The organism is Streptomyces pratensis (assembly GCF_016804005.1).
Classification (GTDB): Bacteria; Actinomycetota; Actinomycetes; order Streptomycetales; family Streptomycetaceae; genus Streptomyces; species Streptomyces pratensis_A.
On the sequence record NZ_CP051486.1, the window covers coordinates 2,729,022 to 2,748,276 of the forward strand.

Below are 19,255 nucleotides of genomic sequence, written 5' to 3' on the forward strand. Positions count from 1 at the left end.
CGGATTTACCGGTAGATCAGCTGCATGACATTTTCCCTCTCCTCCGTACCCGGCCGGGCGAGACCCGCTCGCGCGGGACGCAGGGCTCTGCTCATAGCGACCTCGGTCGCCCTCGTGAGCGGCGCCATGCTCCCCACGGCGGGCTCCGCCGCCGCAGCTCCGAAGCCGCCGACCTCCGAGGACCGCCACGGATCCGAGGCCCGCGACTACGCCGTCACGCTGCTCACCGGTGACGTCGTCCACTACACGGACGGCGTGGGCAACCAGGACACCGTCACCGTCGACCGCCCGGAAGGCGCCACGGGCGGCGTGCATGTGCAGCAGGCCGGGGAGGACATCTACGTCATCCCCGACGAGGCGACCGCCCTCATCGCGGCGGAGAAGCTGGACCGCCGGCTGTTCAACATCTCGACGCTGGTCGAGATGGGCTACGACGACCGGCGCTCGGGCGGCATACCGCTGATCGCCACCTACGCCGCGAGCACCGCGCGTTCGCTTCCCGCCGCCCCCGCCGGCAGCAAGACGGTTCGACGGCTCGAGTCGGTGAACGGTGCGGCACTCAAGGCGGACAAGGGTGAAGCCCGCGCGTTCTGGAGCGACATCTCCCGTACGGAGAAAAGCCGTTCGCTGGACAACGGGATCGCGAAGCTGTGGCTGGACGGCAAGGTCGAGACAGCCCTCAAGGATTCCGTGCCGCAGGTCAACGCGCCTGAGGCCTGGGCCGCCGGCTTCGACGGCAAGGGCACCACGGTCGCCGTCCTGGACACCGGCATCGACGCGACGCACCCGGACGTCAAGGACCGCGTCAAGCAGACCAAGAGCTTCGTGCCGGGCGAGGAGGTCGACGACAAGAACGGCCACGGGACGCACGTGGCCTCCACCATCGCCGGTTCGGGTGCGGCCTCGGACGGAGCCGACAAGGGTGTCGCCCCCGCCGCCGACCTGATCGTCGGCAAGGTCCTCGGCGACGGGGGATCCGGAGCCGACTCCGGCATCATCGAGGCCATGGAGTGGGCGAAGGCCGAAGGCGCCGACGTCGTGTCCATGAGCCTCGGCTCCAGCGTCCCGGACGACGGCACCGATCCGATGTCGCAGGCCGTGAACGCGCTCTCCGCCGACGGCGGTCCGCTCTTCGTGATCGCCGCGGGCAACTCCTACGGCGCGGGCACCATCGGGTCACCCGGCTCCGCCGCGAGCGCCCTCACCGTCGCGGCCGTCGACAAGCAGGACGCACGCGCCGACTTCTCCTCCATGGGCCCGCTCGTGCGGTCCCACGGTCTGAAGCCCGACCTGTCCGCCCCCGGCGTCGACATCAACGCCGCCGCCTCGCAGTCGGTCCCCGGGATCGAAGGCATGTACCAGTCGATGTCGGGCACGTCGATGGCCACCCCGCACGTCGCCGGCGCGGCTGCCATCCTGAAGCAGCGTCACCCCGAGTGGTCCGGTCAGCGCATCAAGGACGCGCTGATGAGCTCGTCCAAGGAACTGCCCGACTACACGCCGTACGAGCAGGGCACCGGCCGGCTCGACGTGAAGGCCGCCATCGACACGACGATCGAGGCCACCGGCTCTGTCGAGGTCGCGTCGTACGACTGGCCGCACAGCGCCGAGGACGCCGTCGCGAAGCGCACCATCACCTACCGCAACACGGGTGACAAGGACGTCACGCTGAACCTGGCGACCGACACGGACGCCGCCGCGTACACCCTGTCCGCGTCGGAGCTGACCGTCCCGGCGGGCTCCACCGCTGAGGCCGTCCTCTCGATCGACCCGTCGAAGGTCGCGAACGACACCCGGTTCTCCGGCCAGGTCGTCGCCACCGACGCGTCGGGTACGACGGTGGCCCACACCGGCTTCGCGGTGAACAAGGAGCAGGAGCTCTACGACCTGACGCTCCGTCTGCGCGACCGCGCGGGCGCGCCGATGGACGGCGTCGTGGTCCTCGCCGCGCTCGGCGACACGCAGCTCGGCCTCGTCCAGGTCTCCGGTGAGACCACGCTGCGGCTGCCCCCGGGCAACTACACCGCTTGGACCTCAGCCGACATCGACGGCGACCGTACCGACTCGAAGGCCGTGGCGTTCCTCGCGGCCCCCGAGACGATCCTCGACAAGGCCACCACGGTCACCCTCGACGCCTCCAAGGCCCGCAAGGTCAGCGTGCGCACCCCGAAGGAGACCGAGACCCGGCAGCTGCGGTACGACATGGCCCGCACGTCCCCCGAGGGCGTGGTCCAGCGTGACGCCTTCCAGATCCCGCTGATCTACGACCAGTTGTGGGCCCTGCCGACGAAGAAGGTCACCCAGGGCAGCTTCAGCTTCCTCACCCGCTGGCGCCAGGGCGAGGAGCTCATCGACCTGACGGCCGACGGCCACGATGTCCCGGTCACGGTGCAGATCGGCTCGGTCGTCGCCGAGGACAGCGAGCAGAAGCTCACCGGTGTCTTCGCCGGCAACGGTGCCGCGGCCGACTACAAGGGCCGCAGCGTCAAGGGCAAGGCCGTCGTCGTCACCCGCAGTGACGCCGTCCCGCCCGCCGAGCGACTGGCCAACGCACTCGCGGCGGGCGCGAAGGCGCTCTTCGTCGTCAACGACGGCCGTGGAGTCGCGCTGGAGAGTTACGTGCCGTACGGCGAGCAGACCACCATTCCGGTCGCCTCGGTGCAGACGATCGCGGGTGAGACGCTGATCAAGGCGGCTCAGCGCGGCAAGAAGCTCTCCGTCGACCAGAAGAAGTTCGCCTCCTACGTCTACGACCTGGTGGACCGTCACGACGGCATCGTCCCGGACCGCTCGCTGGCCTTCGCCCCGTCGGCAGGCCGGCTCGCGAAGGTGGAGAACACCTTCTACGGCCACAAGGCGACCCTGGGCGGCGGCTACCGCTACGACATCCCGGACTACGGCCCGGGCCTCGGCTTCGAGGAGTACGAGAAGTTCCCGGGCACCCGCACCGAGTGGGTCAACCCGCTGCCGGGCGACTCGTTCTGGTACGAGAACCACTCGGTGCTGAACGCCGACGCCTCCGACACGGCGCACGAGGTGCGCAGCGCCGAGCTGGACTACACGGCGGGCAGGACCTACCGCGCCGACTGGTTCGCCCCCGTGATCGGCCCCCGGCTCGGCACCGCGTACTGGGGACCGTTCCGTACCTCGTACAACGACATGCAGTTCAACATCACGCCGTGGACGGACTCGGGTGAGGGCCACTCCGGCTCGATGCCCGAGAACGAGTACGACACCACGTCCTACGCCTTCTACCAGGGCGACACCCTGATCAAGAAGGGTGCGGGCCGGGCCGGTTACGCCTGGGACCTGTCGCCCGAGAAGGTGCCGTACCGCCTGGTCATCGACTCCGTGCGGGACGAGGCCACCTGGAAGACCTCCACGCGGACGCACACCGAGTGGAACTTCGTCTCGGGCGCGCTGCCGGACGGCACACAGCAGGCCGACATCCCGCTGCTCCAGCTCGACTACGACGTGGCCACCGACCTGGCGGGCGACGTCAGGGCGGGCAGGCAGATCGAGGTCGGCATCGAGTCCGGCACCCAGGCGTGGCTGGAGGGAGCGGTGAAGGCGACCAAGGCTTCGCTGTCCGTCAGCTACGACGAGGGCAAGTCCTGGAGTGCGGTGGAGCTGCGCAAGGGCTCGTCGGGCGAGTGGGCCGCGAAGCTGCGGACTCCGGCCGACGGCGCGTCCTCGGTCTCCCTCAAGGCACACACCGAGGGCCCCGGCGGTCTGGCCGTCGACCAGGAGATCATCAAGGCTTTCGGCCTGAAGTGACCCGCTGGACCTCGCCCTGAAGCGACCGGCTGAAGAGTCCGGTCGAGGTGGTCCCACATCCCGCGCCGGGGTGCGGGACCACCGCGTCGTGCCGTGGGTCCGGCCCGCTCACCGCCCGAAGCGCGCCGGGCAGTGCTTCAGGGCATGCGCCCTGGCCTGCGGGAGGCCGACGCTCACCGGGCCGCTCCGTACGGCGGCCGTTCCGTACGGGCGCCGTCCCCGGACGCGGACGGTTCCCACCCGCGGGGTCCTCACCTGCGGCGGGCAGCCTTCTCCTGTGCCTTGCGCCGTGCGACGGTGTACTTCGACCAGTCGCCACGGTGCCGGTCGCACCGCGAGGCGTCCTTCATCGCCAGTCGCCGGCAGCGCGTGCCCTTCTGGGTGAGTGCTCCGCAATTCGACTGCGTACGAGTCATGTCCGACGCCCTCCGAGTCCCGTCGGCCGGGTGCCGACAGGGCCCAGACTCGCCGGTGGGCGATGCCCGGGGGAAGGCGTACCCGTGCCTTCCGGATGCGCTCCGGAGTGCGTGGGCGGCCGGGACGGCGTCAGGGCGTCGCGTTCCACGAGGGACGCGGCGGTCGGCCCCGCCGGACCGGGGGCGCGTGGTGTCACGCTGCGCCGTCGGCCGTCCGCAGCAGGCGCAGGAACGCCTTCAGACCGGTGATGATCTCCTGGTTGTCCGTCAGGCGGTCGATCGTGGACTCGAATTCGCGCGCGAGCGCGGCGATCTTCCGGTCCGCCTCGTCCGCCCGGCCGTGGACGGAGACGTTCAGCGCGTCCATGGTCCGCCGCACCTCGGCCAGTGCCAGGTACTGCTCCTCCGCCTTCGTCTCCAGGACCCTCGCACCGTCGTGGAGGTGCCCGACGCGCTCGCGCAGTTCCATTACGTCGTCACGCGGGAACGTCACGTCCTTGACGAGTGTGCCCAGCCGCCGTCGCAGCTGTCCGAAGTAGGCTCCCGCAGGCCGGAAGACCGTACTGAGCAGGAAGAACCCGGCGAACCAGTAACCCGTGACCTCGCCGGTGGCGGCTGTGACCGCCACGACCAGCGCCCCTGTCAGGACATGGCCGCCCACGGCCACCCGGAGCATCGTCCGCGCGATCCGGGCCGCTTCCACGTCCCGCTCCTTCGGCACCTCCAGGCCCTTCCCGCGGCTCACGCCGATCTCGGCCAGTACGGTGTGCGCCCGGAAGTACAGGTTCCACGGAACCGTCAGCAGGACGAGCAGCCACAGCAGGCTCGCCACTCCCGCCGCCGCGCCCAGCAGCAGCGAGGCCGACATCCCGGACGCGTAGGCCAGCACCAGTGCTCCGGCCAGTACCGCCGCCGCGAGCACCGCCCCCACGAACCGTCCCATGGCCGTCCCCCTCCACCTCGTCCCGAAGCGTTCCCGCGAACGGGTCCCCCGCCGTGCCCAGCGCCTGCTCGGCCTCATCGTCCTGGTACCGGGGGACCGGGACATGAGTACGCGTACTCAACGGGCAGGCGCCGGGACGGGGTCCGGCGGGCCGGGGATCAGCGTCCGGACTGCAGCGCGGTCCAGGTGGCGGGGCCGACGCTTCCGTCGACCGACAGGCTCCGCGTGCTCTGGTAGTCGCGGACGGCCTTGTCCGTGTTGGCGCCGAAGGCCCCGTCGGCGGTCACGGTTCTGCCCAGCGCCGCGGTGAGAGCCCGCTGTACCCGCTTCACCGCGTCACCCGAGGCACCCGTGACGAGTACCGGTGTGGTGCCGGCCGAGAGCAGCGCGGTCCAGGTCTTCGGGCCGACCATGCCGTCGGCGCCGAGACCACGCGCGGTCTGGAACGTCCGTACGGCGCTCTCGGTGGTGGAGCCGAAGATGCCGTCCGCGGCGCCCGCCTCGTAACCCTGCTGGTTGAGCAGTGTCTGGACGGCCTTGACCTGGGGGCCGGTCGAGCCCTTCTTCTGCGTGGAGTACGACCCGAAGCTCAGCCCGTCGGCCCCGCTGGCGGAGCCACCGACGAGCTGCATGTAGTAGGCCCAGTTCCAGTTGGTCCCCGGGTCGGTGTGGTCGTTGCCGGGGGCCTCGCTGTGCCCGATGACGTGCGCGCGGTCCTTGGGGATGCCGTACCGGTCGCACAGGTACTTCGTCAGGGCCGCCGATGAGCGGTACATCGTGTCGGTGAACCACGAGGGGTCGTCGACGAAGCCCTCGTGCTCGATGCCGAGCGACGAGGCGTTCGCGCTCTTGGCGTGGTACGCGGTGTCCTTGTCGCGCACCATCTGGGTGATCTGGCCGTCCGATGAGCGGACCACGTAGTGGGAGCTGACCTTCGACGTCGCGTTCTGGAACCAGCTGATGGTCCCGGCGTACGAGCCCTGCGTGACGTGGACGACCACCTTGTCCACCGTCGCCGTACGGCCCGTCGCGAAGTTGGCGGAGTTCGCCGCCACCCAGAGCGCCGACGGGTAGTCAGGGCTCGGGGCGGCCGCCTCGGACTGCGCGAGGGCGCCCTTCTCGGGCGACACCGGGCGGGAGGTGACGGTGATCCGCTCGCCTCCGGCGACTGTTGCCCGCAGCCCCTGCGCGAGGAAGGTGTAGACGGTGTCCGCGTAGAGGGCGGCGGTGGCGCCCGCGGCCCCGCTGTAGCGGGCGACGGCCGGATACCAGGCGTCGATGTCCGCCCGTTCGGTCCCGTCCAGGCCCAGTGTGTCGGCGTGGTTCCGCAGCACCGCCGCGCCGCCCAGGATGTTCGCCGCGGTGTCCTTGCGCAGATCGGCCGTGGACTTGCCCGTCAGCGTCGCGGCCTTCTCCAAGGAGTGGTTGGACGGGTTGCTGACGAGGTGCATCACGCCGTAGCCGTTGTCCTGGCTGGGGCGCCCGGCGTGTCCGTTCAGGTGCGTCTCGCCGTAGCCGACGGCGGCGAGCAGGTCGCGCGGTACGTCGAATTTCTCGGCGGCCCGTTCGAAGGCCTGATTCATGGGGTCCGCAGTGGGGGCGGCGCCGGCCGGGGCGCCGGTGGCGACGAGGGCGGTGACGGTGAGAGAGGCCAGAACGGCTGCGTGGCCTCGGGCGTGGCCTGCGGGGCGTCGGGGCATACCTGCTCCAGGTCTGTGGGGGAGAGGGAGGCCGCCGGACCGGTTGGGGGTGGGCCGAGGGCCGCTGAGCCCGCACAGGCTATCTATCTGCTCAGGGCATGACAATGACGCCTTCGCGTGTCCAACTCCCTTTCACTCCAATGGAGTTGAAGCTTCCGGTCGGGGTCGCTCCGGTGGGCCCGTGGGGCCCCTCCGGAGGACCGAAGGAGCCTCTCCGGAGGGGCGATGCCCCGCCGCGTCCGGTGGGCCGGGGCGGGCAGGCCGGCTGGTGGCCCGGTAGGGCCGTCACCCCCTCGGAGGGTGACGGTGTGCGGGTGCGGCTACCAGCGGTCCCGGTGGATGACATCGGCCACCGGCCGTCGGCGGACCGGCCCGAAGTTGCCCTGCGGCCACCCCACCGGAATGGCGGCGAAGGTGTGCGTGTCCGAGGGGATGCCGAGGGCCTTCTTCCACTCCTGCTCCAGCATCAGGTGCCAGATGGTGAGGTTGGCCGCGAGCCCCAGCGCCCGCGCCGCGAGCAGGACGTTCTGGACGCCGGGATAGACGCAGGAGCCCTCCGCGAGGGCCTGGAAGCGGGTCTGCGTGTTCGCCATGTGGTCGAGGCCCGCCGGGCCGAGCGACTCCGCGTAGACGCCCAGGCCCTCCTCGTCGAACTGCGGCTCCGGGAACTTGTAACAGGGGATGATCAGTGCCGGTGTGTCGGCGAAGTGGTCGCGCTGGTGCTCGATCGCCGCCACCATCCGCCCGTACGCCGCGCCGTCCATGCCCTTCGGCGCGTGCTTGCCGGTCGTCGCGAGGTAGGCGTCCACACACCGCTTCCAGAGCGGGGCCAGCTCGGCCATCACCGCGCGGTCGGTGACGACCACGTACTCGTAGCACTGCATGTTGCCGCCGCTCGGCCCCCAGACGGCTGCCTGGATGAGCTGGTCGATCGTCTCGTCCGGGACGGCGTCCGGCTTGAGGCGGCGCATGGCACGCATGGTGGCCATGGTCGGGAAGAGGGCGGGCCCGTCGGGGGCGGGGGCGTCGGCGTACACCGTTTCGAATGTCATGATCGCGGAGTTTACGGCTCAAGCCCCCTCACGGGGAGCCCTGTTGGTGCCTCGGCTCCCCGTGGTCCGGCGCAGGTCAGCGTCGTCGGAGCCGGACCACCGGGATGTCGCGGTCCGTCCGCGCCCGGTATTCGGCGTACCGGGGGAAGACCTCCACCAGATGAGGCCACACCCGCTCCTTCTCCTCGGGGGAGAGCGTCTCGGCGAGGGCGGGGAAGCGCTCCGTGCCGACCCGGACGTCCACCGCGGGTCCGGCCAGCAGATTCAGATACCAGAGGGGGTGGCGGTCCGAGCCGCCGTTCGACCCGACGATGAGGTAGTCGTCGCCGTCCCGCCCGTACATCAGAACCGTCCGGCGCACCGCACCGCTGCGCCGGCCGACGTAGTCCAGCAGCAGGCAGGGCACCCCGAGCTGGGTGGTGCCCTTCGTCCCGCCCGAGGACTCGTACAACTCCGCCTGCGCTGCAACCCACTTGGCCGGGCTGGTTCGTACCGCCCCGTCGTGCTGCTCCGTCGCCACAGCTGCTCGTCCTCCGGTAGGTCCTCATGTCCGTACGTCCGTACCCATCGTGTCACCCGTTGCCGCGGCGCGCCGGAATCGCACACCTGGCCGTTCCCCCACCGCACGGGGGAACGGGGTCGGGAACAGCGGCCGCGAAGGCGTATAAAGGGTCCCTCCCGAGCAGCCGGCGTCCCCGATGGCCATCTCACCCCCCACGCGGCCGGCGTCACCGCGTACCGAGAGCGGAGGAGCGTCCCCATGAGCACCTCGGAAGAGATCAGCGCCTTGCTCGTCACCAGGTTCGGAACCGATCCGGAAACCATCCGGCCCGAGGTGCCGCTCCGGCAGCTGCGGCTGGACTCGCTCGCCCTCGAGGAACTCCGGCTCCTCATCGAGGACCGGATGGACGTCGATCTCGAGGACGTCGTCCTGTCCTCGCGCGACACCGTCGCCCACCTGGTCGAGGCCGTGCGCAGCAAGGTCGGCGCGTGACGGGCCGGGGGCCGTTCGCGCGCAGGTCCGCCCGGCCGGGCATCGAGCCGTTCAGCGCCGCGGTCACCGGCATCGGCCTGGTCACCGCCGCCGGCGTGGGAGTCGAGGACGCGTGGCACGGCGTGTGCGGCACGGCGGCCGCCCCCTCGGTACCGCATCTGCCGGAACTCGACGGGCTGCCCTGCGACTTCATGTACACCGTCGAAGCCCTGGACACGAAGGCCGTCCTGGGCGTGGCCGCCCAGCGGCTGATGGACCGCTTCTCGCAGCTCGCCGTGATCGCCGCCCGCGAGGCGGTCGCGGACGCCGGACTCGACCCCGCCGTCTGGGACAGCGGACGGGTCGCCGTCGTCATCGGCTCCGCCCACGGCGGCCTGCCCTTCTACGACGAACAGCACACCACCCTCACCGAGCGCGGTGCGCGGCGCGTCTCCCCGAAGCTCGCCCCGCTGAGCGTCGTCAACGGCGCCGCCAGCAGCGTCGCCATGGACCTCGGCGTGCACGGCCCGAGCCAGGCCGTGTCCACGGCGTGCTCGTCCGGCACCGTGGCCATCGGCACGGCCCACCAGATGCTCCGCACCGGGGCCTGCGACATCGTCGTCGCGGGGGGTGCCGAATCGGTCCGCTCCCGGCTCCTGATCGCCAGTGCCTGCCAGATGCGGGCCGTCTCCACCCGCCGCGACGACCCACGGGCCGCCTGCCGTCCCTTCGACACGCACCGCGACGGCTTCGTCGTCGGGGAGGGCGCCGGCCTCCTCGTCATGGAACGTCCCGAGCACGCCCGAGCCCGCGGCGCCGTCGTCCGCGCCCGTGTCGCCGGCTACGGAGCTTCGAGCGACGCCCACTCCGCCGTCGCGCCCGACCCCGACGGCCTCGGCATCGAACGGGCGCTGCGCACCGCCCTGGCCGACGCGGACATCGACGCCGTGGACATCGGCCATGTCAACGCCCACGGGACGTCGACCGTCGCCAACGACCTCATCGAGGCGACCATGCTGCGCCGCGTCCTCGGCGCACACCCCCTCGTGACGTCCACGAAGGCCATGACGGGGCACACCCTGGGGGCCGCGGGCGGCATCGAGACGGCGCTGACCGTCCTCGCGCTCCAGCACCAACTCGTCCCGCCGACCGTCAACCTGGACGCGCCCGACCCCGCGATCCCGGTCGAGGTGGTGAGCAAGGAGGCCAGGCCCGCCGGGTTCGACTGCGCCGTCAAGACCTCGCTCGGTTTCGGCGGACACAACGCCGCACTCGTGCTCACCAGGGCCTGACGGGAAGCGAGGAGCATCGTGCCCGAGGAGATCATCCGTTCCCTGACCGTGGACGGACTGCGTTACGGCTATCGCCTGCTGCCCCGTGTCCCGGGCTCCGGCGGACCGGTCACCGAGCCCGTCGTCGTGCTCGGCGGCGCGCTGCAGGGCATGTTCGGCTGGCCGCAGATGGACGACCATCTGGGCCCGGTGGCCGATGTGGTGACCGCCGACCTGCCCGGCATGGGCACGGCCGACCCCCTGCCGTCCGGCCCCAGTGCCCCGGTCCTGCGCGAGGCCCTCACCGGGATCATCGACGACCTGGGCGCCTCCCGGATCAACCTCTTCGGCTACTCCTACGGCGCCGCCGTCGCCTTCGGCTGCGCGCAGCACGACCCGGGGCGCATCGCCCGGCTCGTCCTCGGCGGTGTCCCCACCCACATCGATGAGGACCGGCGGACCCACTGGCACCGGGCGACGAGGGCGCTCGCCGACGGAGACGCGGAGGGCTTCGCGACGCTGGCCGCCGACGGGCTGATGTGCCTTGACCCGCAACGGCCCGTGCACCGCAGGGAACTCGCCCGCCGCTACGTGCGGCGCTCCTTCCTCCACGCTGTCGCGCACTCGCCGCACGCCGCCGATTCGCTGCGGCGGGCACTGGGGGACCGGCCGGACTTCTCCGGCGGGCTGTCGGGCGTGCCGTCCCTGGTCTTCGCGGGGGAACACGACACGGTGACCCCGCCGGAGCTCCAGCGGGAGTTCGCCGGGACGATCGAGGGCAGCCGCTTCCGCACGCTGCCGGAATCGGACCACTGGGTCGTGCTGGAGCGGGCGGACGAGGTCGCCGCCCTCGTGACCCGATTCTTCACGGACCGGCCGCTCGATCAAATGCCCGTGGACCGGCCGCGCGATCAGGCCTCCACGGACCGGCCGCGCGATCAGGCCGAGGCCCGGTTCCCGCACCAGGCGCGGACCGGCGGTGCCGTTCCGGCGGACACCGCACCGGCACGGCCTCCGTACCCGGGTTCACCCGCACCACGGTGAGCCACCGGCCGGGGTGGCGGCGCCTCCGGCCGGTGGCTCACCGTGGGTGTCAGTGCCGGTGGCCCCCGCCCTTCACGTCGATCCGCACGATCTGCGGGTCGTGGTCGCTCGCCTGGTCGGCGAACTCCGCGTTGATGTGCACCACGTCGTAGTCGAAGCGACGGATCGCGGGGCTGGTCAGGATGTGGTCCAGCGTCTGCGAGTTGCCGTCGTAGACATAGCTGTACTGCTCGCCCACGGGCAGGGTGGTGATCAGAGGCCTGAGCACCCTGCCACTGGTCAGCGCCTCCATCGTGGGGGAGAAGGCGAAGTCGTTCAGGTCGCCGAGCGTGACGACCCGGGCGGACCTGTCGGCCTTCAGCAGCGAGGTGACGAAGGTGTTGACCTCCGCCGCCTGACGCACCCGCTGCGTCTCCGAGCTGCGTACCGGCTCCTGGTAGCGGGCGTGCAGAGGCTGGTCGCCGCCCTTGGACGCGAAGTGGTTGGCGATCACGAAGACCGCCTCGCCGCGGAAGCGGAACTCGCCCACCAGCGGCTTGCGGCTGCTGTCCCAGGCCGTACTCGTGGGGTTGACCCGCCCGGGCGAGACCGAGAGGGCCGCGCCCTTCTTCGTCTTCACCGCCTGCACGGCCGTGGTCGCGTCACCGCCCGCGCGGTCCACGAAGTCGACCCGCTCGGGGTTGAAGAGGAAGACGTTACGGATGTTGCCGCCGGGCTCGCCGCCGTCCCGGCCGTCCTGGGGTGCCACGTAGCGCCAGGAGTACCGGGGGCCGCCCGCCGCGACGATCGCGTCCGTGAAGCGCTTCAGCGTGGCCTCGGAACCCACGGTGCCGTCGTTCACCGCACCGTTGTCGTCCTGGATCTCCTCCAGGGACACGACGTCGGGGGAAGCCAGGCTGACCGCCACACCCTCGGCGAGGGTGTCGAACTTGTCCTGCTCGTCCGCGGCGTCGAGGTTCTCCACGTTGTAGGTGGCGACGGCGAGTTCCTTGCGCTTCTGCTTCCGCGTCACCTCGCGCTTCAGGCCGTTGTCCTTCAGCGTGCCCAGCTCGGTGGCCTGCACGTTGTAGCCGCCGAACGACGCGTAGTCGACGACACCCGTGGTCGAGCCGGACAGCACGTCGCCGACGTTCGCTTCCGGGACGGGCTGAGAGGTGTTCAGCGACATCACCTTGAGGCGGCCGGTGTTCTGGTCGTCGTAGGAGGCGTACAGGGTGCCGCCGCGACGGGTCGGGTTCTCCCTCGGCTTCACCGTCACCCAGACCTCGTCGTAGGCCGTCGTGGCGCCCGTGACCCGGGTGTCGGCCATCGTGACGCGGGAGCCCTCGAGCGACTCGTACAGATCCAGGGCGTAGGCCGCCGGGTCGAGGGCGAGGGCCTCGACCGAACCCCCGCCGGCCGTCGGCACGTAGCCGTCCGGCACCGAGGAGGCGTCGAGGACGACGGCCGCCGGCAGGGGGTTGCCCGAGGACAGGACCGTGGTCAGCGGGGCTGTGATCTGGGTGAGCGACTGCGCCCCGGTGGCCGGGTAGTACTCGGCGACCTTGCCGCTGACCAGCACGGAGTCGCCGACGGCGACGTTGGGGGCTGCCGAGCCGGTGTAGACGAACACGCCCTCGCTCGTGCGGGGGTCGGTGTCCGGAGCGGTGTCCTGGATCCAGAAGCCGCGCGACCCGGAGGTCCGTACGCCGGTGACGACGCCCGGGACCCCTGTGACCGGCTGTCCGGCGAGCGGGGAGAGCCGAGTCGTGCCCTGGATGTCGTGCACCCGCACCGTGCCGGGCTCGGTCGGCCCGCCGGGCTCGCCCGGTCCCGACCCGCCGGAGGTCTCGCCGGCCGCGTTGACGGGCGTCGGGGTGCCCGAGGCCAGGTCGGTGGCGTTGTCGTCGGTGTCCGCCAGGGACGTGCCGCGCGCCACGGAGGCGGTGGCGGAGGCACCCGTCACGGGGCCGCTGCCTTCCCGCACGACCGCCGAGCCGTAACCGACGAGGTCGACGATCCGGGTGTCGGCGGCGCATTCCGCCGCGGTTTTGCAGGTCAGCGGCGTGGTACCGGAGACGAGCGCGACGGTGCCGCTCGCCGCGGACATCGCGACCGTGCCGGTCGCGTCGGCGGCCGGCAGGGCCACCGTGCCACCGGTGCCCGCGGCCTGGGCCACGAGGTAGCGGCCACCCGGCGCGACGGCACCCGACAGCGCGGAGACCTGCCACAGCGATCCGGCGGAAGGGGTGCCCGGCAGGTACTGGACGCTGAAGCCGGACAGGCCGAAGGCGGTCCCGCCGGCGTTGGCCAGCTCGATGTAGTCACGGGTGAGCGTCGCGCCGGAGTTGCCTCCGCCGCCGTACACCTCGGAGATGACGGCCGACGACGACGGTGCCGCGAAGGCGGCGGGCAGCGCGGTCACCGAAAGGGTCACGGCGACGGCGCCGGCCAGCAGGGCGGAGCCGGGTCTGGCTATGTGCACGGGAACTGCCCCCAAATGTGTAGTGAGGGGCCAAAAGCTATGCGCGTAGACTCGTCGTGGCAAGAGACCCGAGGTTAATTCCGGGCGTCATTACCCCATCTCCGCCGCACAGTTCGGCGCCGTGCGAGGCCGGCCCCAGTTGCATCCGCACTCGCCTGCGCCCGCACACCTGCGAGCTCTCGTCCGCCCGCACACCTGCGAGCCCCCGCCCGCTCGTGGGCCGCGCGCCCGGCGCCGTCGAGGGCCGAGACGATCCGCCCGGTCCGTGCGATGCGGAGCGGCGGCGGCCGGCCGGTGTCCCGGGAGTCCACCATGCGGTCAGGTGTTTGACCGGTCGACGGCGCTCCGGATACGTTGCGTGACATGCAGCGATCCGCACACCTGACGACGCGAGGTCATGTCGACCTGAAGCGCGTGTGCTCCGCGGCGTGTCACCAGGGCTGAGCGCCCGAGTCCACGCGCCCAGGAGGATCCGACTCCTTCCCGGATCCGCGCAGGACGCCCCGTAAAGCGCCCCGTCGACGCACCGGCGGGACTCCCGCCGGTCCGATGAAGCCGGGACCGTCAGGAAGCCGCGTCTCCTCGGCACTTCCGCCGGATTCAGCAGGACGTCCGCGTACCGGATCTGTCAGGAGAACCCCCGTCCCCGGGGCGACCGCCTCCACGCCCGCTGCCATCGAGGACCTGGAAGACCTGTGACACGTCTGCCTGCGCCCACCCGCTCCCGGCCCCCGCGCCGCTCCGAGATCTCCTCGTCCGTACACGCGCGCCGCCCCTCAGGCACCGGTTCCGTGCTGGGCGCGATCCTCGACCACGGCCCGGTGGCCCGCTCCACCGTTGCCAGGCTCACCGGCCTCTCGCCCGCCTCGGTGACCGGGCACGTGGGGCAGCTCCTGTCCCGCGGCCTCGTCCGGCAGAGTGCGGAGACGTCCGGGCCGCGCGGGCTCGGACGTCCTCATGTGCCCCTGGAGATCGACACCTCCCGATTCCTGGTGGCCGGTGCCCACATCGCGGTCGCGCATTCGACGGTCTCGCTGATGGACCTGCGCGGCCGGGTCGTGGCCGAGGACCGAAGGCCGCACACAGGCACGAACCCTCGCCTGATCCTCGACGGACTGGCCGCCCGGCTGCCCCTGCTGACGGCCGGGCACGCGGCCGGCCGGCAGGTGCTGGCACTGGGTGTCGCCACGGGACACCGGGTGGACCCCGCTGCCGGTGTCGTCGTGGAACACCCGCACCTCGGCTGGCGCGCCGTGCCCGTACGCGAGATCATGGCCGCCGCCACCGGGCTCCCGGTCCATGTGGACAGTCATTCACGGGCGTTGGCGCGAGCCGAGCAGATGTTCGGCGAGGTGTCGACCCGGCGCAGCACGGTGCTGCTCTTCGTCGGCGCGGTCGTCGACGCGGCGTTCGCCACCTCCGGTGAACTGCACAGGGGGCCGCGCTCCGGCGCGGGCAGTGTGGCCCACCTGCCCCTGGGGGCAGGCGGATCGGGCGACGCGGAACCCTGTAGGTGCGGGCGTACCGGATGCCTGCAGTCCGAGGTGTCCGAGCGGGCCATGATCCGCCGTGCCGCCGAACAGAGCCTGTACGTGGAGTCGTTCCAGGAACTGCTGGACCACGCCATGGCCGGGGAGCCTCGCGCCGTGGCGCTGTTCCGCCGCCGCGCCCGGCTGGTGGGCAGGGCCGCGGCGCTGCTCCTGGACATGTTCGACCCTGAATGCCTGGTGGTGGTCGAGCCCGGCGCGGGCCGGCTGCCGGAATGCCTCGCCGACCTCAGGGAAGAGGTGGGGATGCGCTCCTGGGTCTGCGACGACCCGGAGGGGGCCGTCGTGCCCAGCAGCTTCACGGGAACCGTGCTGGCCACGGCGGGCGGAGCGGTGGCTCTGGACGCCCTGTACACCGACCCGCTGGGTCCGTGGCCGGCGCTGCCGGCGGTGTCCTGACCTCCACCGAATCCGGCTTTAATTCAATTCGTTGCATTGTTGACCGGCCGCACCCCGAACGGGAAGATGGATTCATGACGAGCCGACAGCGGAATTCGGAGAACGTGCCCCGAGCGGCGCGCTCCTGCCGCTCGGCCGCGCCGACGAGCGAAAGCTCCCAGCGCTCCTGTTGCCGCCCCTGTCCGGGTAATCGCTGACCCGTAAACCGTCACCGGGCGATCCGCACCCGCGAATTCTCTTTGCGCCCTGGTACTCGTGCGCCCTCGCACACTCCCGTAAGCCTTCGCGTCATCACGCACTCCCGTAAGCCTTCGCGTCATCACGCACTCCGGTAAGCCTTCGGGTGATCACGCACGCCTGCAAGCCTTCGGGTGATCACGCACGCCCGTATTCCGTCTGTCGACAGGGGAGAGACATTGACCGTCACCGTGTCCTCGTACGCCACCGTCCAGCCGTCCGGACCCGCCGCGGCCGTCCCCGGTATCGCTCCGGAGCGCTTCAAGCAGGCCTTCCGCAGGTATCCGGCGGGCGTCGTCGTCGTCACCGCCGACGCCGGTCGCGGGCCGGTGGGATTCACCGCGACCTCGCTCAGTTCGCTGTCCCTCAGCCCGCCGCTGGTCTCGTTCGGCATCGGGACCTCCACCTCGTCGTGGCCGCACATCGAACGGGCCTCCACCGCCGTCGTCAACTTCCTCGGCGTCGAACAGGAGCGGCTGGCCACCACGTTCGCCACGAGCGGCATCGACCGGTTCGCCGTCCCGACCCGCTGGCACCGCCTGCCCGGCGGGGAACCCGTTCTCGACGGTGTGGCCGGCTGGCTGCGGCTCACCGTCCAGAGCATCGTCCCGGCCGGGGACCACCGGATCGTCGTCGCCCGGGCCGAGGAGTCCTGGCTGGACGAGGGACGCAGCCCGCTGCTCTTCCATGACGGCTCCTACCACTCCATCCGCAACGCCCCCGACCAGTGATCAGGAATCGACGATGACACGCCACGACAACCGGCGGGCCCTGGCCCGGAGGTCATTCCTCGCTCTCGCGGGAGGCGCCGTACTCGGTCTTGCCGCATGCTCGCCACAGGTGAAATCCGTCGCCGGTGCTGATCCCGCCGGAGCACTTCCGTCCGGAGATCCAGCGGCGGGGACGAAGCTGAAGATCGCCGCCCGTTCGGCACAACTCCAACTGAAACCGGCAGGGCTGGCGAAGGAACTCCCCTTCACCGTCACGGAATGGCCGAACCTTTCCGCGGGGCCCGACATCATTCAGGGCTTCCGTGCGAAATCGATCGACCTGGCCGTCAATGCGGGAATTCCGCCGATCCAGGCGCACGCAATAGGTGTACAGGCGAAGATCGTCGCGGTTCAGGTCCGCCGTCATCCGCTCTACACCTTCGCGACGGCCCCCGGCTCGTCCATCAAGAGGGCCGAGGACTTCCGGGGCAAGAAGATCGGATTCTCCCAGGGCCAGGCACAGGGCGTCGTCGTCCTGCGCGCGCTGAAGGAAGCCGGGCTGAAGAATTCGGACGCCGAACTGGTCCCCCTGCCCAGCACCCAGTTCCTCACCGCGCTGCAGTCCGGGCAGGTCGACGTGGCACCCCTGGGCGAGCCGACCCTGACCAAGTACCTCGACCAGTACGGCAAGGACGGCGCCCGAGGGGTGAAGACGGAGGTCGTCGACCTGCTGACCGTGCTCTGGGCGCCGAACGAGGTCCTCAACGACCCGGAGAAGGCCAGAGCCGTACGCAGCTTCATACCGCTGTGGGCCCGCGGCCAGGTGTGGGCGTGGGAGAACCAGGACGAGTGGATCGACACGTACTACGTGAAGGACCAGGGCGTGTCGAAGGAGGACGGCCGACGCATCGTCGCCTCCCTGCACAAGCCCCAGTTCCCGGTCAGCTGGGACGAGGCCGTCGCCTGGGAGCAGGAGACCGCCGATCTGCTGACCGAGGGGGGCTTCGTACCGGCGCAGAAGGCCTCCGAACTGTTCGACCGTCGATTCGAAGGGCTGGCGGCGAAGGCCGTGGCCGCCGAGTACCGGGAGGGTTCATGACCGACCTGCTGGCGAAAGCGCGGACGACCGGGAAGGAGACGGTGGCGCCGGAGCCTGCCGGGTCCCGGACCACCGGAGGTCCGGCGCATGTCTCCAAAGGCACCCGCCGACGCCTCGGCCCCGGCCGGGCGCTGCCCTTCGGACGGCTGATCGGCCCGGCGCTGCTCGTGCTCCTGTGGTGGGCCGCCTCCGCGTCCGGCTACCTCGATCCGCGGATCCTGTCCTCGCCGGGCACGGTATTCGCCACCGCAGCCGACCTCGTCGGCACCGGCCGCCTCCAGGACAACGTCCTGATCTCGCTCCAGCGCGCCGGGCTCGGCCTGTTCTTCGGGGTGACGGCCGGGGTGATCCTGGCAGTGGCCGCCGGACTGAGCCGCAGCGGTGAGTACCTGCTGGACGGTCCGCTCCAGATCAAACGGGCCATCCCCTCGCTGGCGATGCTCCCCCTGCTGATCCTCTGGCTCGGCATCGGCGAGCAGATGAAGGTCACCGTGATCGCGCTCGGCGTCGCTGTGAACATGTACATCAACACCTACGCCTCGCTGACCGGCATCGACAGCAAGTACGTCGAACTCGCCGAAGGGCTCGACCTCAGCCGCGGGCAGTTCATCCGCAAGGTCGTCGTGCCCGGCTCACTGCCCGGCTTCTTCGTCGGCCTGCGGCTCGGTGTCACCTCCTCCTGGCTCGGCCTCATCGTGGTCGAGCAGATCAACGCCACCAGCGGCATCGGCTACATGATGTTCCAGGCCCAGCAGTACGCCCAGTCCGACGTGATCATCGTGGGGCTGGTGGCCTACGGCATCTTCGGCTTCGCCTCGGACGCGGCGGTACGCGCAGTCGAAAGGAAGGTCCTCTCATGGCGACGCACACTGGCGGGCTGACGGAAGCACGGCCCGCGATCCGCACCACCGGGCTGGTACGGCGGTTCGGTGACCGTGACGTCCTCAAGAGCCTCGATCTGACGGTGGCACGGGGGGAGTTCACCGCGCTCCTCGGACGCAGCGGTTCCGGCAAGTCCACTCTGCTGCGGGCGGTCGCCCGTCTCGACCACACCGTCGAGGGGTCCGGAGAACTCTCCGTGCCGGACAGGGTCTCGCTCTCCTTCCAGGACTCCCGGCTGCTGCCCTGGCTGAGGGTGCTCGACAACGTCGTCCTCGGACTGCGCGGCCCCGGGGCCCGCGAACGGGGCCTCACGGCGCTTGCCGAGGTCGGCCTGGAAGGCCGCGACCGTTCCTGGCCACATGAGCTGTCCGGTGGCGAACAGCAGCGTGCGGCGCTGGCCCGCGCCCTTGTGCGTGACCCTGAACTCCTCCTCGCCGACGAGCCGTTCGGCGCCCTGGACGCGTTGACCCGGATCAAGATGCACGGCCTGCTGCGCGAGCTGTACGAACGTCACCGCCCCGCGGTGCTGCTGGTCACCCACGACGTCGACGAGGCCGTGGAGCTCGCCGACCGGGTCCTCGTCCTGGAGGACGGCCTCATCTCGGTCGACCTCAGGATCGATCTCCCGTCCCCGCGCTCCCGCCGCGAACCGCGATTCCAGGAGTACCGCGACACGCTGCTCGCCGCCCTCGGCGTGGCACAGCCCCAGCTCACGCACTGATCTTCCGAGATCCTCCGAGG

At 71.1% G+C, this 19,255-nt stretch carries 15 protein-coding genes; 9 read left to right on the forward strand and 6 right to left on the reverse strand.

Annotated features, from left to right (window positions below):
- Window positions 1-126 precede the first annotated feature (126 nt).
- A complete protein-coding gene (locus tag HED23_RS11755) occupies window positions 127-3,777 on the forward strand; it encodes a S8 family serine peptidase (protein WP_238442260.1) in 3,651 nt (1,216 codons plus the stop codon).
- Window positions 3,778-4,028: 251 nt separating this feature from the next.
- Here HED23_RS11755 and HED23_RS11760 read toward each other — a convergent pair whose 3' ends face one another.
- The 5 genes from HED23_RS11760 to HED23_RS11780 all read right to left on the reverse strand — a co-directional run bounded on the left by HED23_RS11760 (window position 4,029) and on the right by HED23_RS11780 (window position 8,408).
- Window positions 4,029-4,193, reverse strand: a complete 165-nt coding sequence (locus HED23_RS11760) for a hypothetical protein (protein WP_203183346.1) — start codon at window positions 4,191-4,193, stop codon at window positions 4,029-4,031.
- Between the two features lie 193 nt (window positions 4,194-4,386).
- Window positions 4,387-5,136, reverse strand: coding sequence for a hypothetical protein (locus HED23_RS11765; protein ID WP_203183347.1), 750 nt, complete (start codon window positions 5,134-5,136; stop codon window positions 4,387-4,389).
- Window positions 5,137-5,294: 158 nt separating this feature from the next.
- Complete coding sequence (locus HED23_RS11770) at window positions 5,295-6,836, reverse strand: peptidoglycan-binding protein (RefSeq protein ID WP_203183348.1); 1,542 nt, start codon at window positions 6,834-6,836, stop codon at window positions 5,295-5,297.
- A gap of 320 nt (window positions 6,837-7,156) precedes the next feature.
- Entirely contained in the window at window positions 7,157-7,888 is a 732-nt protein-coding gene (locus HED23_RS11775; protein WP_203183349.1) for a nitroreductase family protein, read from the reverse strand.
- A 76-nt stretch (window positions 7,889-7,964) separates the two neighbouring features.
- On the reverse strand, window positions 7,965-8,408 hold the full coding sequence (locus tag HED23_RS11780) for a nitroreductase family deazaflavin-dependent oxidoreductase (RefSeq protein WP_203183350.1): 444 nt from the start codon (window positions 8,406-8,408) through the stop codon (window positions 7,965-7,967).
- 240 nt (window positions 8,409-8,648) lie between these two features.
- Here HED23_RS11780 and HED23_RS11785 point away from each other — a divergent pair, with 240 nt between their 5' ends.
- The 3 genes from HED23_RS11785 to HED23_RS11795 are packed head-to-tail and all read left to right on the forward strand — an operon-like array spanning window position 8,649 to window position 11,176.
- The gene (locus HED23_RS11785) at window positions 8,649-8,882 is read left to right on the forward strand and encodes an acyl carrier protein (RefSeq protein WP_203183351.1); all 234 of its coding nucleotides are present in this window, start codon (window positions 8,649-8,651) and stop codon (window positions 8,880-8,882) included.
- Window positions 8,879-10,153, forward strand: coding sequence for a beta-ketoacyl-[acyl-carrier-protein] synthase family protein (locus HED23_RS11790; RefSeq protein WP_203183352.1), 1,275 nt, complete (start codon window positions 8,879-8,881; stop codon window positions 10,151-10,153). Before HED23_RS11785 ends, HED23_RS11790 begins: the two co-directional genes overlap by 4 nt.
- An 18-nt stretch (window positions 10,154-10,171) precedes the next feature.
- Window positions 10,172-11,176 (forward strand): alpha/beta fold hydrolase, encoded by a 1,005-nt coding sequence (locus HED23_RS11795; protein ID WP_203183353.1) that lies wholly within the window; start codon window positions 10,172-10,174, stop codon window positions 11,174-11,176.
- Between the two features lie 49 nt (window positions 11,177-11,225).
- Here HED23_RS11795 and HED23_RS11800 read toward each other — a convergent pair whose 3' ends face one another.
- On the reverse strand, window positions 11,226-13,640 hold the full coding sequence (locus tag HED23_RS11800) for an endonuclease/exonuclease/phosphatase family protein (RefSeq protein WP_203183354.1): 2,415 nt from the start codon (window positions 13,638-13,640) through the stop codon (window positions 11,226-11,228).
- Window positions 13,641-14,335: 695 nt separating this feature from the next.
- On the opposite strand from HED23_RS11800, the gene HED23_RS11805 reads away from it, so the two are divergent.
- From HED23_RS11805 to HED23_RS11825, 5 genes are all read left to right on the forward strand, one after another.
- Window positions 14,336-15,586 carry an ROK family transcriptional regulator gene (locus HED23_RS11805; protein WP_203183355.1) on the forward strand — a complete coding sequence of 417 codons (1,251 nt, stop codon included), beginning with the start codon at window positions 14,336-14,338 and terminating at the stop codon, window positions 15,584-15,586.
- A 416-nt stretch (window positions 15,587-16,002) separates the two neighbouring features.
- A complete protein-coding gene (locus HED23_RS11810; RefSeq protein ID WP_203183356.1) occupies window positions 16,003-16,554 on the forward strand; it encodes a flavin reductase family protein in 552 nt (183 codons plus the stop codon).
- A 13-nt stretch (window positions 16,555-16,567) separates the two neighbouring features.
- Window positions 16,568-17,632 carry an ABC transporter substrate-binding protein gene (locus HED23_RS11815; protein ID WP_203183357.1) on the forward strand — a complete coding sequence of 355 codons (1,065 nt, stop codon included), beginning with the start codon at window positions 16,568-16,570 and terminating at the stop codon, window positions 17,630-17,632.
- Entirely contained in the window at window positions 17,629-18,513 is an 885-nt protein-coding gene (locus HED23_RS11820; protein ID WP_203183358.1) for an ABC transporter permease, read from the forward strand. Before HED23_RS11815 ends, HED23_RS11820 begins: the two co-directional genes overlap by 4 nt.
- The gene (locus HED23_RS11825) at window positions 18,489-19,235 is read left to right on the forward strand and encodes an ABC transporter ATP-binding protein (RefSeq protein WP_203183359.1); all 747 of its coding nucleotides are present in this window, start codon (window positions 18,489-18,491) and stop codon (window positions 19,233-19,235) included. Before HED23_RS11820 ends, HED23_RS11825 begins: the two co-directional genes overlap by 25 nt.
- The last annotated feature ends 20 nt before the right edge of the window (window positions 19,236-19,255 follow it).

Coding starts and splice junctions, on each gene's coding strand:
- HED23_RS11755 (WP_238442260.1), top strand. CDS start 127: ATGCTCCCCACGGCGGGCTCCGCCGCCGCAGCTCCGAAGCCGCCGACC.
- HED23_RS11760 (WP_203183346.1), bottom strand. CDS start 4,193: ATGACTCGTACGCAGTCGAATTGCGGAGCACTCACCCAGAAGGGCACG.
- HED23_RS11765 (WP_203183347.1), bottom strand. CDS start 5,136: ATGGGACGGTTCGTGGGGGCGGTGCTCGCGGCGGCGGTACTGGCCGGA.
- HED23_RS11770 (WP_203183348.1), bottom strand. CDS start 6,836: ATGCCCCGACGCCCCGCAGGCCACGCCCGAGGCCACGCAGCCGTTCTG.
- HED23_RS11775 (WP_203183349.1), bottom strand. CDS start 7,888: ATGACATTCGAAACGGTGTACGCCGACGCCCCCGCCCCCGACGGGCCC.
- HED23_RS11785 (WP_203183351.1), top strand. CDS start 8,649: ATGAGCACCTCGGAAGAGATCAGCGCCTTGCTCGTCACCAGGTTCGGA.
- HED23_RS11815 (WP_203183357.1), top strand. CDS start 16,568: ATGACACGCCACGACAACCGGCGGGCCCTGGCCCGGAGGTCATTCCTC.
- HED23_RS11820 (WP_203183358.1), top strand. CDS start 17,629: ATGACCGACCTGCTGGCGAAAGCGCGGACGACCGGGAAGGAGACGGTG.
- HED23_RS11825 (WP_203183359.1), top strand. CDS start 18,489: ATGGCGACGCACACTGGCGGGCTGACGGAAGCACGGCCCGCGATCCGC.